Source organism: Pseudorhodoferax sp. LjRoot39 (genome assembly GCF_964253035.1).
In the GTDB taxonomy this organism is placed as follows: Bacteria; Pseudomonadota; Gammaproteobacteria; order Burkholderiales; family Burkholderiaceae_C; genus Pseudorhodoferax.
On the sequence record NZ_CAXUQL020000001.1, the window covers coordinates 1,997,191 to 2,010,437 of the forward strand.

13 protein-coding genes and 1 pseudogene are annotated in these 13,247 nt (G+C 71.5%); 4 read left to right on the plus strand and 10 right to left on the minus strand.

Annotation, left to right across the window (positions count from 1 at the left end):
* The first annotated feature begins 46 nt into the window (after positions 1 to 46).
* The gene (locus tag ACSQ4M_RS09470) at positions 47 to 949 is read left to right on the plus strand and encodes a LysR family transcriptional regulator (protein ID WP_436189317.1); all 903 of its coding nucleotides are present in this window, start codon (positions 47 to 49) and stop codon (positions 947 to 949) included.
* Here the strand turns inward: ACSQ4M_RS09470 and ACSQ4M_RS09475 are convergent.
* Genes ACSQ4M_RS09475 through ACSQ4M_RS09485 form a run of 3 tightly spaced genes read right to left on the minus strand, consistent with a single transcriptional unit; the run spans position 946 to position 3,796 of the window.
* Positions 946 to 2,082, minus strand: coding sequence for a PilT/PilU family type 4a pilus ATPase (locus tag ACSQ4M_RS09475; RefSeq protein WP_436189318.1), 1,137 nt, complete (start codon positions 2,080 to 2,082; stop codon positions 946 to 948). The genes ACSQ4M_RS09470 and ACSQ4M_RS09475 overlap by 4 nt on opposite strands.
* A complete protein-coding gene (locus tag ACSQ4M_RS09480) occupies positions 2,060 to 2,728 on the minus strand; it encodes a cyclic nucleotide-binding domain-containing protein (RefSeq protein WP_436189319.1) in 669 nt (222 codons plus the stop codon). Before ACSQ4M_RS09480 ends, ACSQ4M_RS09475 begins: the two co-directional genes overlap by 23 nt.
* A 24-nt stretch (positions 2,729 to 2,752) precedes the next feature.
* Positions 2,753 to 3,796 carry a type IV pilus twitching motility protein PilT gene (locus ACSQ4M_RS09485; RefSeq protein ID WP_056663793.1) on the minus strand — a complete coding sequence of 348 codons (1,044 nt, stop codon included), beginning with the start codon at positions 3,794 to 3,796 and terminating at the stop codon, positions 2,753 to 2,755.
* 43 nt (positions 3,797 to 3,839) lie between these two features.
* Here ACSQ4M_RS09485 and ACSQ4M_RS09490 point away from each other — a divergent pair, with 43 nt between their 5' ends.
* The gene (locus ACSQ4M_RS09490) at positions 3,840 to 4,553 is read left to right on the plus strand and encodes a YggS family pyridoxal phosphate-dependent enzyme (RefSeq protein ID WP_436189320.1); all 714 of its coding nucleotides are present in this window, start codon (positions 3,840 to 3,842) and stop codon (positions 4,551 to 4,553) included.
* 11 nt (positions 4,554 to 4,564) lie between these two features.
* Here the strand turns inward: ACSQ4M_RS09490 and ACSQ4M_RS09495 are convergent, their stop codons facing one another.
* The 6 genes from ACSQ4M_RS09495 to ACSQ4M_RS09520 form a co-directional block, all read right to left on the minus strand.
* Complete coding sequence (locus ACSQ4M_RS09495; protein WP_436189321.1) at positions 4,565 to 5,074, minus strand: OmpA family protein; 510 nt, start codon at positions 5,072 to 5,074, stop codon at positions 4,565 to 4,567.
* Entirely contained in the window at positions 5,074 to 6,402 is a 1,329-nt protein-coding gene (locus ACSQ4M_RS09500) for a diguanylate cyclase domain-containing protein (RefSeq protein WP_436189322.1), read from the minus strand. Before ACSQ4M_RS09500 ends, ACSQ4M_RS09495 begins: the two co-directional genes overlap by 1 nt.
* Complete coding sequence (locus tag ACSQ4M_RS09505; protein WP_436189323.1) at positions 6,399 to 6,887, minus strand: YfiR family protein; 489 nt, start codon at positions 6,885 to 6,887, stop codon at positions 6,399 to 6,401. Before ACSQ4M_RS09505 ends, ACSQ4M_RS09500 begins: the two co-directional genes overlap by 4 nt.
* A 164-nt stretch (positions 6,888 to 7,051) precedes the next feature.
* Complete coding sequence (locus ACSQ4M_RS09510) at positions 7,052 to 7,693, minus strand: thioredoxin family protein (protein ID WP_436189324.1); 642 nt, start codon at positions 7,691 to 7,693, stop codon at positions 7,052 to 7,054.
* Between the two features lie 25 nt (positions 7,694 to 7,718).
* Positions 7,719 to 9,860 carry a protein-disulfide reductase DsbD family protein gene (locus ACSQ4M_RS09515; protein ID WP_436189325.1) on the minus strand — a complete coding sequence of 714 codons (2,142 nt, stop codon included), beginning with the start codon at positions 9,858 to 9,860 and terminating at the stop codon, positions 7,719 to 7,721.
* Positions 9,861 to 9,916: 56 nt separating this feature from the next.
* On the minus strand, positions 9,917 to 10,660 hold the full coding sequence (locus ACSQ4M_RS09520) for an alanyl-tRNA editing protein (protein ID WP_436189326.1): 744 nt from the start codon (positions 10,658 to 10,660) through the stop codon (positions 9,917 to 9,919).
* 99 nt (positions 10,661 to 10,759) lie between these two features.
* Between ACSQ4M_RS09520 and ACSQ4M_RS09525 the strand changes: the two genes are divergently transcribed.
* Together ACSQ4M_RS09525 and ACSQ4M_RS09530 are read left to right on the plus strand one after the other, a co-directional pair.
* Entirely contained in the window at positions 10,760 to 11,740 is a 981-nt protein-coding gene (locus tag ACSQ4M_RS09525) for a Bug family tripartite tricarboxylate transporter substrate binding protein (RefSeq protein WP_436189327.1), read from the plus strand.
* 4 nt (positions 11,741 to 11,744) lie between these two features.
* Positions 11,745 to 12,223 (plus strand): annotated as a pseudogene (locus ACSQ4M_RS09530) (GFA family protein).
* A 4-nt stretch (positions 12,224 to 12,227) separates the two neighbouring features.
* On the opposite strand, the gene ACSQ4M_RS09535 reads toward ACSQ4M_RS09530, so the two are convergent.
* Positions 12,228 to 13,235 carry a Bug family tripartite tricarboxylate transporter substrate binding protein gene (locus tag ACSQ4M_RS09535; RefSeq protein WP_436189328.1) on the minus strand — a complete coding sequence of 336 codons (1,008 nt, stop codon included), beginning with the start codon at positions 13,233 to 13,235 and terminating at the stop codon, positions 12,228 to 12,230.
* Positions 13,236 to 13,247 lie beyond the last annotated feature (12 nt).

The following is a 13,247-nucleotide window of genomic DNA, read 5'->3' on the forward strand; positions in this document are numbered from 1 at the left end:
GGCGTGCGCCGTAGCCGAAACGCCCGCGCGCTCACAATGCTTGTGCATGGCACGCACAAGCATGGACCAGCTGGGCTTCGAGGACTTCGAGCTGTTCGACCGGATCGCGGCGACGCGTTCGCTGTCCGAGGTCGCGCGCGAGCGCGGCGTGGCCAGCAGCAATGTGTCGCGCGCGCTCGGCCGCATCGAGGCCGCCTGTGGGCTGCGCCTGGCGCACCGCAGCACGCATGGCCTGGCACTCACCGACGAGGGCGCGCTGTTCCTCGCACACGCGCAACGCATGCTGGCCGAGCGCCGCGCGCTGCAGGCCAGCCTCGCGCCACGCCGCACGGCCGTCGCGGGCCTGCTCCGGCTCGCGCTGAGCCGCCTGCTGGCCGAGTACATCGTGGTGCCCAGCCTGCCGGCCCTGCGGGCCGGCCATCCGGGGCTGCAGGTCGAGCTGCATCTGGGCGACCGCCTGGCCCGCATCGCCGACGAAGGCATCGACATCGCGGTGCGGGCCGGCGTGGCACCGGCCGGCCACCATGTGGTGCGGCCGCTGGCGCGCTACGGCCGGCGCCTGTACGCCGCGCCGGACTACCTCGACCGGCACGGCGCACCGCGCAGCGTGGCCGAGTTGGCCGCGCACACACTCATCGGCAACACCGCGGTGCCGGGCCACAACCTGTGGTCCTTCCATGCGGAGGGCAGCCTGGCCGTGCAGGGCCAACTGCGGGCCGACTGCAGCGCGGCCGTCGTGGCGATGGCGCTGGCCGGCGCGGGCATTGCCAGCCTGAACGACCTGGTGGCCGAGCCGCTGGTGCGCCAGGGGCGGCTGCAGCCCGTGCTCGCGCAGCTTGTGGACCCGGGCGAGCACAGCATCCAGGCCGTGGTGCTGGCCGAGCAGCACCGCGCCCCGCGCATCCGCGCCATGCTGGCGCACCTGCAGGCGGCGTTCGCGCCGGGCTAGAGGATGGTCAGGTTCTCCGTGCCGGCGGCCAGGTCGTTGCTGCGTGCGCGCTGGCTGTTGAGCTTGATCTGCAAGCGCAGGTCGTTCAGCGAGTCGGCGTTGCGCAGCGCATCCTCGTAGGTGATCAGGTAGCTCTCGAAGGCGTCGAACAAGGCCTGGTCGAAGGTCTGCATGCCCAGGTTGCGGCTCTTCTTCATGACCTCCTTGATCTCGGCCACCTCGCCCTTGAAGATCAGGTCGGCGATCAGCGGCGAGTTCAGCAGCACCTCCACGGCAGCGATGCGGCCCTTGCCGTCCTGGCGCGGCACCAGGCGCTGCGAGACGATGGCCTTGAGGTTCAGCGACAGGTCCATCAGCAGCTGCGTGCGCCGCTCCTCGGGGAAGAAGTTGACGATGCGGTCCATCGCCTGGTTGGCGCTGTTGGCGTGCAGCGTGGCCAGGCACAGGTGGCCGGTCTCGGCGAAGGCCACGGCCTGGTCCATGGTGCTGCGGTCGCGGATCTCGCCCATCAGGATCACGTCGGGCGCCTGGCGCAGCGAGTTCTTGAGCGCCGCTTCCCAGCTTTCCGTGTCGATTCCCACCTCGCGCTGCGTCACCACGCAGTTCTTGTGCGGGTGCACGAATTCGACCGGGTCTTCGATGGTGATGATGTGGCCATGCGAGTGCTCGTTGCGCCAGTCCACCATGGCCGCCAGCGTGGTGGATTTGCCCGAGCCGGTGGCGCCCACCATGATGCACAGGCCGCGCTTGGTCATCGCGATGTCCTTGAGCACGGTGGGCACGCCGAGGCCGTCCAGCGTGGGCACCGTGGCCGGGATCACGCGCAGCACCAGGCCGACCTTGCCCTGCTGCAAGAAGGCGTTGACCCGGAAGCGGCCGATGCCGCCGGGCGAGATCGAGAAGTTGCACTCCTTGGTGCGCTCGAACTCGGCCGCCTGCTTGTCGTTCATGATGGCGCGCGCCAGCGCCATCGTGTGGGCCGGCAGCAGCGGCTGCGCCGAGACCTTGACGATCTTGCCGTCCACCTTGATGCCGGGCGGAAAGTCGGCCGTGACGAACAGGTCGCTGCCACCGCGGCTGATCAGCAGCCGCAACAGGTCGCTGATGAACTTACTGGCCTGATCGCGTTCCATAGGGGGCTTCCTGGTTCGGGCGGTCCGTGAGGCGGGCGTTGACGGCACGCAGCCGCAACGACAGCTTGCGCGCCAGCAGGGCGATCAGCGCCGCCGCCAGCCGCGGGTCGCTGCCCATCATCTCGTCCAGGCCGTCGGCGGGCAGGACGGCGATCTCGCAGTCGGTCAAGCTGGTGCAGGCGGAAAAGCGCTGGCCGCTGTCCAGCAGCGACATTTCGCCCAGGATCTCGCCCGGCCGGCTCTCGGCCAGCCGCAGCAGCTCGCCCCAGGGCTGGCGCCGGTCCACCGCGATGCTGCCCTGCAGCAGCACCACCATGAAGTTGCCAAACTCGTGCTGGTGGATGACGACGCGGCCGCTGCCCACCCGCACGAAGCGGAAAAAGCGCTCCATCTGCCCGATGTCCTGCGCCTCCAGGCGCGACATGTTGCGGTCGCGCGCCCACAAGGCCTGCAGCTTGGCGATGGCCGCGCCCGAGGGGATGCTGCGCGCGCCGATCTCGGTGGCGCGTGTCTCCCAGGGCACCATCACCGCCTCGTCGTGGCCCGGGCCGGGCTGCGCGGCGGCGAACAGCCCCGGCTCGGCGCCATCGGCCGTGCGTTCGCGTGCCGGCCATGCACCGCGCAGGGAACCGAACCAGCTACGCATGGGGCCCGCTTCCGCGCCGCCCGCTCATCCGGGGAAGTTCTCGGGCGTCTTCGCCTTGCCGCGCGCCTCGGCCGGCGAGATCACGTTGCGCCGCACCAGGTCGGTCAGGTTCTGGTCCAGCGTCTGCATGCCGGCGGCCTGGCTGGTCTGGATGGTCGAGTACATCTGCGCCACCTTGGCCTCGCGGATCAGGTTGCGGATGGCTGGCGTGCCCAGCATGATCTCGTGCGCCGCCACGCGGCCCTGGCCGTCCTTGGTCTTGCACAGGGTCTGCGAGATCACGGCCTGCAGCGATTCGGACAGCATGGCACGCACCATCTCCTTCTCCTCGGCCGGGAACACGTCGATGATGCGGTCGATGGTCTTGGCCGCGCTGGAGGTGTGCAGCGTGCCGAACACCAGGTGGCCGGTCTCGGCCGCGGTCATGGCCAGGCGGATGGTCTCCAGGTCGCGCAGTTCGCCGACCAGGATCGCGTCGGGGTCCTCGCGCAGCGCCGAACGCAGCGCGGCCGCGAACGACAGCGTGTGCGGCCCGACCTCGCGCTGGTTCACCAGGCACTTCTTGGACTCGTGCACGAACTCGATCGGGTCTTCGATCGTCAGCACGTGGCCGTACTCGCTCTCGTTGAGGTGGTTGACCATGCCGGCCAGCGTGGTCGACTTGCCCGAGCCGGTGGGCCCGGTCACAAGCACCAGGCCGCGTGGCTTGAGCGCCAGTTCGCCGAAGATGCGTGGCGCGTTGAGCTGCTCCAGCGTGAGGATCTTGGAGGGGATGGTCCGCAGCACGGCGCCCGCGCCGCGGTTGTGGTTGAAGGCGTTGACCCGGAAGCGCGACAGGCCCTCGATCTCGAACGAGAAATCGATCTCCAGGAACTCCTCGAAGTGCTTGCGCTGGCTGTCGCTCATGATGTCGTACACCATGCCATGCACCGTCTTGTGGTCCAGCGGATCGACATTGATGCGGCGCACGTCGCCATGCACGCGGATCATCGGCGGCAGGCCGGCCGACAGGTGCAGGTCCGACGCCTTGTTCTTGACCGTGAAGGCCAGCAGCTGGGTGATGTCCACAGGAATCCTTGGGTGTGGATTTGGTACTCTTGCTTAACTAATTATGACGAGCATACGTAACAATCTCCAGCAAGTGCGTGACCGCATCGCCACAGCCTGCGCCCGCGCCGGACGGCCGGCGGACAGCGTCCAGTTGCTGGCCGTTTCCAAGACCATGCCGCTGCCCAGCGTGCTGGAGGCCATGGCCGGCGGCCAGGCCGCCTTCGGCGAGAACTACGTGCAAGAGGGCGTGCAGAAGATCGAGGCGCTGCGCGCCTGGGAGGCCGAAGGCGGGCGCCCGGCGGCGGTCGCGTGGCACATGATCGGGCCGCTGCAGAGCAACAAGACCCGCGTGGTCGCCGCCCACTTCGACTGGGTGCACAGCGTGGACCGGCTCAAGATCGCAGAGCGGCTGGCCGAGCAGCGGCCGGCCGAGCTCGGGCCGCTGCAGGTCTGCATCCAGGTCAACATCGATGGCGGGGCCAGCAAGTCCGGCGTCGCGCCCGAGGAGACGCTGGCGCTGGCGCGCGCGGTGGCCGCCCTGCCGCGGCTGGCGCTGCGCGGGCTCATGACCATTCCCGAGCCGCAGAGCGGCTTTCAGGCCCAGCGCGCCGTGCACGCGCGTGCGCGGGCCCTGTTCGAGCAGGTGCGCGCTGCCGGCATCGGCGGGACGGCGTTCGACACCTTGTCCATGGGCATGACGGCCGACCTGGAGGCCGCCGTCGACGCGGGCAGCACGCTGGTGCGCGTGGGCACGGCGATCTTCGGCGCGCGCTGAGGCGCGGCGTCTCATTGCGCCGGCAGGACGATGGCCACGCGCCGGTTCTGCTGGCGCTGCTCGGGCGTGCGGTTGTCGTTCACGGGCGCGGCCTTGCCCAGGCCCAGGGTCTGGATCTCGGCACCGCGCAGGCCGGCGGCCACCATGGCACGCTGCACGGCCTGGGCGCGCCGCAGCGACAGCGCCAGGTTGTAGGCCTGGCTGCCGGTGCTGTCGGCATGGCCTTCGATGCGCACGCGCGTGATCTCCAGCTGGGTCAGCTGGCGCCCGAGCCGCTCGGCGATGGCCTGGCCCTCCGTGTCCAGCATGTCGGAATCGCTGTCGAACAGCATCCGGCCCGCGATCGAGAGTTCCCAGCCTTCGTCGGTGGGGCGAAAGCCCAGCGCCTGCAGTTGCGCATCCCGGCTCGGCGCCGGTGCAGGCGGTGCGGGCGGTGCGGCGCAGGCTGCCAGCAGCCAGGCGCTGCCCCAGGCGGCGCCGAGCAGGCAGGCGCGGCGCGAGGCCATCCAATGCAGTTCCATCACAACTCCGAAATGTCACTGACGACATAGGCGCCTTCGAACAGGCGGCTGGTGCCGCGGCCGCTCTTCTTGGCTTCGTACATGGCACGGTCGGCTGCGCGCAGCAGCTGGTCGGCGGTCTGGCCGTGCTCGGGATACAGCGCAATGCCGATGCTGACCGAGGGCACGATGCGCTCGTGGCGCTCGGACAGGGGCAGCGCCACGGCGGCGTTGATCTTGTCGGCGATGCGCAGCGCGTCCTGCGGGTGGTGCACCGGCGCCAGCAGCACCGCGAATTCGTCGCCGCCCAGGCGTGCCACGGTGTCGCCCTCGCGCAGCTGTGCGCGGATGCGCGTGGCCACCTCGATCAGCAGCAGGTCGCCGACGGCGTGGCCGTAGTGGTCGTTGATTTCCTTGAAGCGGTCGTTGTCCATGTACAGCACGGCGATGTTGCCGCCCTGGATCTGGGCGTCCTGCAGGATCCGGGCCAGGCGGCGGCTGAAGTAGGCGCGGTTGTACAGGCCGGTCAGGCTGTCGTGGTTGGCCAGGTGCGTCAGCGAGCGGTTCTCCTGCGCCAGCTGGGCCTGCTGCATCTCGATTTCGGTCAGCAGGGCGTTGAAGTCCTCGCCCAGTGCGTGGAACTCGGCGATCTGCGAAGCCGGCGCGCGCTGCATGCCGCCGCGTTGCGCACGCGCCCGGTGGGTCATCGCGATCAAGGCGTCCACCGGCTCCACGATGTCGCGCTGGATGCGCCGCGACAGCAGGCGCAGGCCCAGCCCGGCGCACACCAGGCACAGCGCGATGCCGGCCGCGGCGGTGGCCAGGAAGCGGGCGAACACCGCACCGTCGCCCCGCAGGCGCACTTCGCCGATCTGGCGGCCGCGGTCCAGCACCGGGGCCACGGTGGGGGCGGGCATCAGCAGGCGGCCCAACGGCTCGCCGGCGGCCTCGAGCAGCGCGTCGGCGTGCTGCCGGTCCGCAAGCGCGTAGCGCGCCAGCACATGGCCGGCCTGGTCGCGCAACTCGGCCTCGCGCAGCGACTCGCGCTGCGCGATGACGGCCAGCTGCTCCATGATGGCCACGCGGTCGTTGAACACCACCGCCGCCTCGACCGAGTAGGCGATGGAGCGCGCCACCAGTTCGAGGTGGTTGTTGGCATAGGTGCGCAGCGCCAGCACGGCGGCCAGCAGCAGCGCCAGGCCCACGGCGGCCATGCTGATGCTGGCCACGCGCACATGGGCCCGCCGCAGCGTCTGCAGCAGGCTGCGGCGCGCCGGCTGCGTGGGCATGCCGGCGGTCACGGCGGGGGCTCCGGCAGGGTCGGCATGCGGCGGCCGGTCGCGGCTCATGGCTTGCGCTCCTGGCCCAGGCGCAGAACCTGCGGATGGATGCGCACCTTGCCGCGGGCCAGCGCATCGAGGTTGATCTCGAAGCGCACGGCCTGTCCTGCAGGCTCGATGTCCAGCCGCACCATGCCGCTGGCCAGGCACGGGGTCGAGCGTTCGCACAGCGTCAGCACGGGCTGGCCGTCCAGTTCCTGCGTCAGCTGCTGCCATTGGGGCGTCTCGAGCGCGCCGATGTAGAGCACGTCGCACTGGGTTGCGACGGCCTGGCCGGCTTCCAGCCGCCGCAGCAGCACGGGACCGCCCGGCCAGACGATGCCTTGCTGCTGCAGGCGTTCGGCATGCGGGCTGGCGCCGACGAAGCACACGCGCAGGGGATCGGGGGGGGCGGGCCAGCGCGTGTAGGCCAGCACCCGGGTCACGGTCTCGCGCAGATCCAGCCCGATGGGCTGCCCCCTGGCCGGAGTGGCTGGCACGAGGGCGAGCAGCATGGACAGGGCCAGGCCCGCCGGCCCGTGGCGTCGCAAGAAGGAGGCGGCGTGTTGGCCGGGAGACATGCAGGATAAGGGGGCGTTCCTCACGCCCCGGCGAAAGCAGCGCGCGATGCTAACAGCCCCCTCTGACGCCGGCCTGTCGCGGCCGCCGCACGGACGGCTCAGCTCCTGTACTTGATGGTGCAGCCGTAGGGCGGGGTCTGCGCCTGGCTGATGGGCTTGCCGGCCAGTGTCTCGTCGAGGCCCTGGCGCACGTAGTTGGTGGCGGTCTTGATGTCGCTGGCGCGGGCCGAGGCGATGGAGTCGATGCCACCCGCGTAGACCAGCGTGCCCTGCGGATTGACGATGTACATGTGCGGCGTGGTGCGCGCGCCGTAGGCCCTGCCCACGGTGCCTTCCTCGTCCATCAGCGTGGCCGTGGGCGCGCCGGATTTGTCCTGGATCCAGCGTGCCAGCTGCTGCGGCGGCAGGTAGTCGGAGGCGGCCTTCTCGGTCGAGTTGACGGCCAGCCAGACCACGTCCTTGCCCGTGAACTCCTTTTGCAGGCCGGGCAGGTTGGCGCTGTCGTAGTGCTTGCGCACGAAGGGGCAGCCCGGATTGGTCCATTCGAGCACCACGGTCTTGCCCTTGAACTCGGCCAGCGTGCGCGTCTTGCCGCTGGTGTCGGTCAGCGTGAAGGCGGGTGCGGGCTGGCCGACGGCGGCTGCGGCCTGGGCGGTGCCAGCCGCCAGCAGGAGGCAGGCGGCAACGGAGGTCAGCAGGGCCGTGCGGCGCTGCAGGAGGGGACGGACCAGGGATGGCATCGGATCGGCTCCTTCAGGGTGGTGGTTACAGGCTCGCGATGGCCGCACGCAGCTCGGCCACGCTCAGGATCTCGGACAGCACCACGGGCGCGCTGCCCTGGCGGTACAGCACGTAGACCGGCACGCCGCTGCGGCCCAGTTCGCGCAACGCCGCAGTGATGGCTGGGTCGCGCCGGGTCCAGTCGGCCGTCAGCAACCGCACGTTCTTGGTCTCCAGGTCGGCCAGCACGCTCTTGTCGGCCAGTGCCGTGCGCTTGTTGTACTGGCAGGTCACGCACCAGGCGGCCGTGAAGTCCACGAACACGGGCCGGCCCTGGGCCAGCGCCTGTTGCACCTGTGCGGGCGCCCAGGGCTGCCAGCGCGCACCAGCGGCGGCCACGGGCGTGGCGGCCTCCACCGGGCGCAGCACGGCGGGGCCGAACAGGCCCAGCATGCCCACGGCCAGCAGCAGTGCCAGCGTTCCCATGACCCAGCGCGCGCGGCCCGCCAGGCCCAGCGCCCAGACCACGGCCGCCAGTGCCACCAGCAGCAGCAGCAGCGCCGCGGCACCGTCGATGCCGGTCTGCTGGCCCAGCACCCAGACCAGCCAGGCCACGGTGGCGAACATCGGGAAGGCCATGCAGCGGCGGAACACGTCCATCCACGGGCCGGGCCGCGGCAGCCAGCGCACCACGGCCGGCGCCAGGCTGGCCAGCAGGAAGGGCAGAGCCATGCCCAGGCCCAGCACCGCGAACACCGCCAGCGCCTGGGCCGTCGGCAGGCCCACGGCGACGCCCATGGAGGCGCCCATGAACGGTGCCGTGCAAGGCGAGGCGATGGCCACGGCCAGCACGCCGGACAGGAAGGCATCGGCGACCGGATGGCGCGCCTGGGCCGTGGCCAGGCGCGAGGGCAGCAGGTGGCCGAAATCGAACAGGCCGGCCAGGTTCAGCCCCAGCAGCGTGAACAGCACGGCGAGCGCCGCCACGACGCCCGGCGATTGCAGCTGGAAACCCCAGCCCAGCTGCTCGCCGGCCGCGCGCAGGCCCAGCAGCAGGCCGGCCAGCGCCACGAAGGACAGCACCACGCCCGCGCTGTAGGCCAGGCCATGCAGCCGCAGCGCGCGCCGTTCGCCGGCATGGCGCGCGAAGCCCAGCATCTTGATGGCCAGCACCGGGAACACACAGGGCATGAAGTTCAGGATCAGCCCGCCCAGCAGCGCGCCGGCCAGCGCGGCGATGAGCCCGATCGGCCGGCCCGCGTCGACGGGCTGCTGGGCGGCTGCGTTGGCCTGGAGCGCGGCGCTCAGCGCGGGCGACACCGTCGCGACGGCCGCGCCCTGCGGCCAGGGCCCGGCCACGGCGGCTTCGGTGCGCCAGGCCTGGCGCCGGCCGTCGGCGTCCAGCGCGAGCACCACGGGCAGCACGGCCGGGCTCTGGCTGCGCTGGTCCGACAGCGGCACGCGCGCGGTCCAGACCGCGCCGTCCCAGGCCTGGGTCCAGGCGCCCGCGGTTTCGATGACCTCTGCCGTTTCGGGGAAGAACTCCAGCGTGCGGCCCTGCAGCGCGGCCGGCAGGCCGCGCACGGCCACGGCCAGGGTCTTGCCGTCGACGATGTCCACCGTGCTGCCCGCGGGCAAGGCCTGCGGATGGGCGGCGGCGGCCGCGTCGAACGCGGCCTGGTGCAAGGCGGTGGTGCCCTGCACGGGCAGGTCCAGCGTGAACTCGCCCTCTTCGGGAATGCACTCCTTGCGGCAGACCAGCCAGGATGCGCTGAGCTTGATCTTCAGCTGCCCGCCCCGGGCCTGGAAGTCCGGCCCCACGGTCAGCGGCACGGGCAGCAGCACGGTGTTCTCGTAGCCGTAGTTGGCCAGCGGGCCGATCGGGATCTTGTGCGGCACGGGCCAGGCGATCTCGCCGGCCTGCACGCCGGCCGGCAGCTGCCAGCGCAGCTCGGTCGGCAGGCCCGAATCGCCCGGGTTCTTCCAGTAGGTGTGCCACTCGGGCTTGTGTGTGATGGACAGGCCCACCCACACCGGCTGGCCAGGCGCCACGCCCTGCGGCGCCAGCGCCACGAGCTCGGCGCGCACCTGGGGCGTGGTCACGACGGCGGCGTCGGCCAGCGCTGCTGGGGCGGCCAGGGCGAAGCCTGTGGCCAGCAGCAGGGCGAGGGCAGGGTGTTGCGGCATGGATGGGGTGCGAAGGCGCAGATGGGAGCGCCCTGCGCCCGCAAAGTTCCACCCCGTCATGCCGCGAATCCGAGCACCACGCGGCGCGCCATGGCGCCCTTCTTCTCGATCTTGGTCACGACCACGGCGCCGATCTCGGCGGTGTTGGCCACATGCGTGCCGCCGCAGGGCTGCAGGTCGATCAGTTCCCCGGCGCCGATGCGGATGGTGCGCACGGCACCGGTGCCGCGCGGCGGCGAGACCGACATGCTCTTGACCAGGGCCGGGTTGGCGTCGAGCTCGGCTTCGGTGATCTCGCCCACGCTGACCGGCAGCGCCGCGCCGACCAGGCGTGCGATGCCGGCGCTGAGCGCCTCCTTGTCCAGCGGCTGGTCGGTGTGGAAGTCCAGCCGCGCCGCATCGGCCGTGATCGAGCAGCCGTTCACGGGCAGGGCCACGAGGTGGCACAGCAGGTGCGTGGTGGTGTGGAAACGCATCAACCGGTGGCGGCGCTCCCAGTCGATCTCGGCCGTCACGGGCGTGCCGGCGATGCACAGGGCCAGCAGGTCGTCCTGGCCGGACGACGGCACATGGCAGATCGCGGCCGTGGGCCGGCCTTCGGCGTCCTTGCCCTTGCGCGTGTCGGCGATCGCCAGGCGCTGGCCATCGGCCAGCAGCAGCCAGCCCGTGTCGCCGGCCTGGCCGCCGCCCAGCGGGTAGAACACCGTGCGGTCGAGCACGATGCCTTGCGGGCCGGCGGCGGTGATGGTGGCGCCGGTCTGGCGCAGGCGGGCGTCCTGGCGGAAGAGATCCTGGGTCATCTTGGGGAAAAGGCGGTGGTGCAGGCGGGGGCGCCATTGTCGGCGGCCCGGCGCGGGGGCGCTGCTATGCTGGCCGAACACCCAGAACCAGGAGGAGACATGCCCCATCCACAACGCCGCGCACTGCTGCTGGGCCTGGCGGCCGGCGCGCTCGCACCCGTCGCAAAAGCCCAGGCCCAGGCCTGGCCGGCCAAACCCATCAAGCTCATCGTCGGTTTTCCGCCCGGCGGCGGCATCGATTTCGCGGCACGCACCGTGCAGGTGCCGCTGCAGGAGCTGCTGGGCCAGCAGATGGTCGTCGAGTACAAGCCCGGCGCCGGCGGCCTGCTGGCCGCCACCGAGCTGACCCGCGCCGCGCCGGACGGCTACACCCTGCTGCTGGCCAACACCGGCCCGTTCGCCATCGCGCCCTACCTGCAGGCCAAGATGCCGTACGACCCGCTGCGCAGCTTCACCTATGTCGGCCAGATCAGCCAGGGCAGCTACATCGCCGTCACGCGGCCTGACCACCCGGCGCGCGACCTCAAGGAGTTCGTGGCCTGGGCCCGCGCCAACCCGGGGCAGGTCAACTTCGCCTCGGCCGGCAAGGGCTCGTCCACGCACCTGAACGGCGAGCTGCTGAACCAGGTCACGGGCCTGGACCTCACGCATGTGCCCTACAAGGGCAGCGCGCCGGCCGTGCAGGACCTGATCGGCGGCCAGACCCAGATCCTGATCGACGCGGGCACCGTGCTGCTGCCGCAGGTCAAGGGCGGCAAGCTCAAGGCCCTGGCCGTGACGGGCGCCAAGCGGGATCCGCAGCTGCCCGACGTCGCCAGCGTGGCCGAGCAGGGCCTGGCCGGCGTGCAGTCCATCGGCTTCCAGGGCCTGGTCGGGCCGGCCGGCATGCCGCGCGAGGTGGTCGACAAGCTGGCCGCCGGCCTGGCCAAGGTGCTGGCCATGCCCGACGTGCAGGCCAAGTTCGCCACGGCCGGCGCCGAGGTGCACTACCAGGGGCCCGACGCGTTCGCTGCGTTCGTGAAGGCCGACAACGAGAAGTGGATCAAGCTGATCCGCGACCGCAAGATCCAGCTGGACTGACGCGATGGCACAGGCCCCGGACACCTACGCAGGCCGCTGTAGCTGCGGCTTCGTGCAGTACCGCATGGAATCGGCACCGATGATCGTGCACGCCTGCCATTGCAGCTGGTGCCAGCGCGAGAGCGGCGGGCCCTTCGTCGTCAATGCCGTGGTCGAGGCCGCGCGCGTGACGCTGCTGCAGGGCGAGGTCCATGTGGTCGTGACGCCCTCGGCCAGCGGCAAGGCCAGAAGATCGCGCGCTGCCCGCAATGCCAGGTGGCGCTCTGGAGCCACTACCCGAACTCCGGCGAGCGCATCTGCTTCGTGCGCGTGGGCACGCTGGAAGCGCCCGCGCGCCTGCCGCCCGACGTGCACATCTTCACCTCCACGCGCCAAGCCTGGTTGCCGCTGCCCGAGGGCGTGCTCGCCGTGCCCGAGTTCTACGACCCGGCGCAGGTCTGGTCGCCCGAAGCCCGCGCACGCTGGGCCGCGGCGCGCGCCTGAGCCATCAGTCCACCGCGATCCCGCGCGCGCGGATCAGCTGGGCCAGCACGGCCTCCTCGTCGGCGATGGTCTTGCCGAAGGTGGCAGCGTCCTGCGCGATGGCCTCCACGCCCAGCTCGGCAAAGCGCTGGCGCACTTCGGGCAGTTGCAGGGCCTTGGCCACTTCGGCGGCCATGCGCTCCACGATGGCCGGCGGTGTTTTGGCCGGCGCGAACAGGCCGAACCAGTTGCCCAGTTCCACGCCCGGGATGCCGGCCTCGGCCAGCGTGGGCGCATCGGGGAAGAACGGCGAGCGCCGCGTGCCGCTCACCGCCAGCAGCCGGGCGCGCCCCTCGCGGATGTGCGAGAAGCCCGTCGCCGGATCGAAGTAGTAGTCGATCTGGCCGGCCAGGATGTCCTGGAGCGCCGGGGCCGCGCCCTTGTAGGGCACGTGCACCGCGTCGATGCCGGCCTGCTGCTTGAACAGCTCGCCGACCAGGTGCATCTGCGTGCCGGGTCCGCCCGATCCGTAGCTGAGCTTGCCGGGCGCGGCCTTGGCCATGGCCACCAGCTGCGCCGTGCTGCTGGCCGGCAGGCCTTTGCGGACCACCAGGTAGAGCTGCGCATAGCCCAGGCTGCCCACGGGCCGCAGGTCGCGCCCGGGGTTCAGCGCGGGCTTGAACAGCGCCGGGTTGGCGGTCTGCACCGAGATCGGCGCGACCATGAAGGTGTGGCCGTCGGCCGCCGCGCGGATGGTCTCGCTGGCCGCGATGTTGCCGCTGGCGCCGGGCTTGTTGTCCACGACGATGGGCTGGCCCAGGGCCTTTTGCAGCGGCAGGCCGACCACGCGCGCCATGACGTCGGTTGTGCCGCCGGCCGGAAAGCCGACGACGAAGCGGATCGGCCTGGCGGGCCAGCTGTCCTGGGCCAGCGCGCTGGCGCTGCCCGCGGCGAGCAGGCAGGCGGCGGCCGTGGCGCGGAGCCAGGTGCGGCGCGAAGTGCGGCGGGAGGTGCGGGTGGGGTGCATGTGCATGGCGTGTCTCCG

What these genes read in the sequence shown, in the direction of transcription:
- ACSQ4M_RS09480 (WP_436189319.1), bottom strand. Translation starts at nt 2,728, where the DNA reads ATGCGTAGCTGGTTCGGTTCCCTGCGCGGTGCATGGCCGGCACGCGAA.
- ACSQ4M_RS09495 (WP_436189321.1), bottom strand. Translation starts at nt 5,074, where the DNA reads ATGGAACTGCATTGGATGGCCTCGCGCCGCGCCTGCCTGCTCGGCGCC.
- ACSQ4M_RS09500 (WP_436189322.1), bottom strand. Translation starts at nt 6,402, where the DNA reads ATGAGCCGCGACCGGCCGCCGCATGCCGACCCTGCCGGAGCCCCCGCC.
- ACSQ4M_RS09520 (WP_436189326.1), bottom strand. Translation starts at nt 10,660, where the DNA reads ATGACCCAGGATCTCTTCCGCCAGGACGCCCGCCTGCGCCAGACCGGC.
- ACSQ4M_RS09505 (WP_436189323.1), bottom strand. Translation starts at nt 6,887, where the DNA reads ATGCTGCTCGCCCTCGTGCCAGCCACTCCGGCCAGGGGGCAGCCCATC.
- ACSQ4M_RS09525 (WP_436189327.1), top strand. Translation starts at nt 10,760, where the DNA reads ATGCCCCATCCACAACGCCGCGCACTGCTGCTGGGCCTGGCGGCCGGC.
- ACSQ4M_RS09470 (WP_436189317.1), top strand. Translation starts at nt 47, where the DNA reads ATGGCACGCACAAGCATGGACCAGCTGGGCTTCGAGGACTTCGAGCTG.
- ACSQ4M_RS09535 (WP_436189328.1), bottom strand. Translation starts at nt 13,235, where the DNA reads ATGCACATGCACCCCACCCGCACCTCCCGCCGCACTTCGCGCCGCACC.
- ACSQ4M_RS09515 (WP_436189325.1), bottom strand. Translation starts at nt 9,860, where the DNA reads ATGCCGCAACACCCTGCCCTCGCCCTGCTGCTGGCCACAGGCTTCGCC.
- ACSQ4M_RS09490 (WP_436189320.1), top strand. Translation starts at nt 3,840, where the DNA reads ATGACGAGCATACGTAACAATCTCCAGCAAGTGCGTGACCGCATCGCC.
- ACSQ4M_RS09510 (WP_436189324.1), bottom strand. Translation starts at nt 7,693, where the DNA reads ATGCCATCCCTGGTCCGTCCCCTCCTGCAGCGCCGCACGGCCCTGCTG.
- ACSQ4M_RS09475 (WP_436189318.1), bottom strand. Translation starts at nt 2,082, where the DNA reads ATGGAACGCGATCAGGCCAGTAAGTTCATCAGCGACCTGTTGCGGCTG.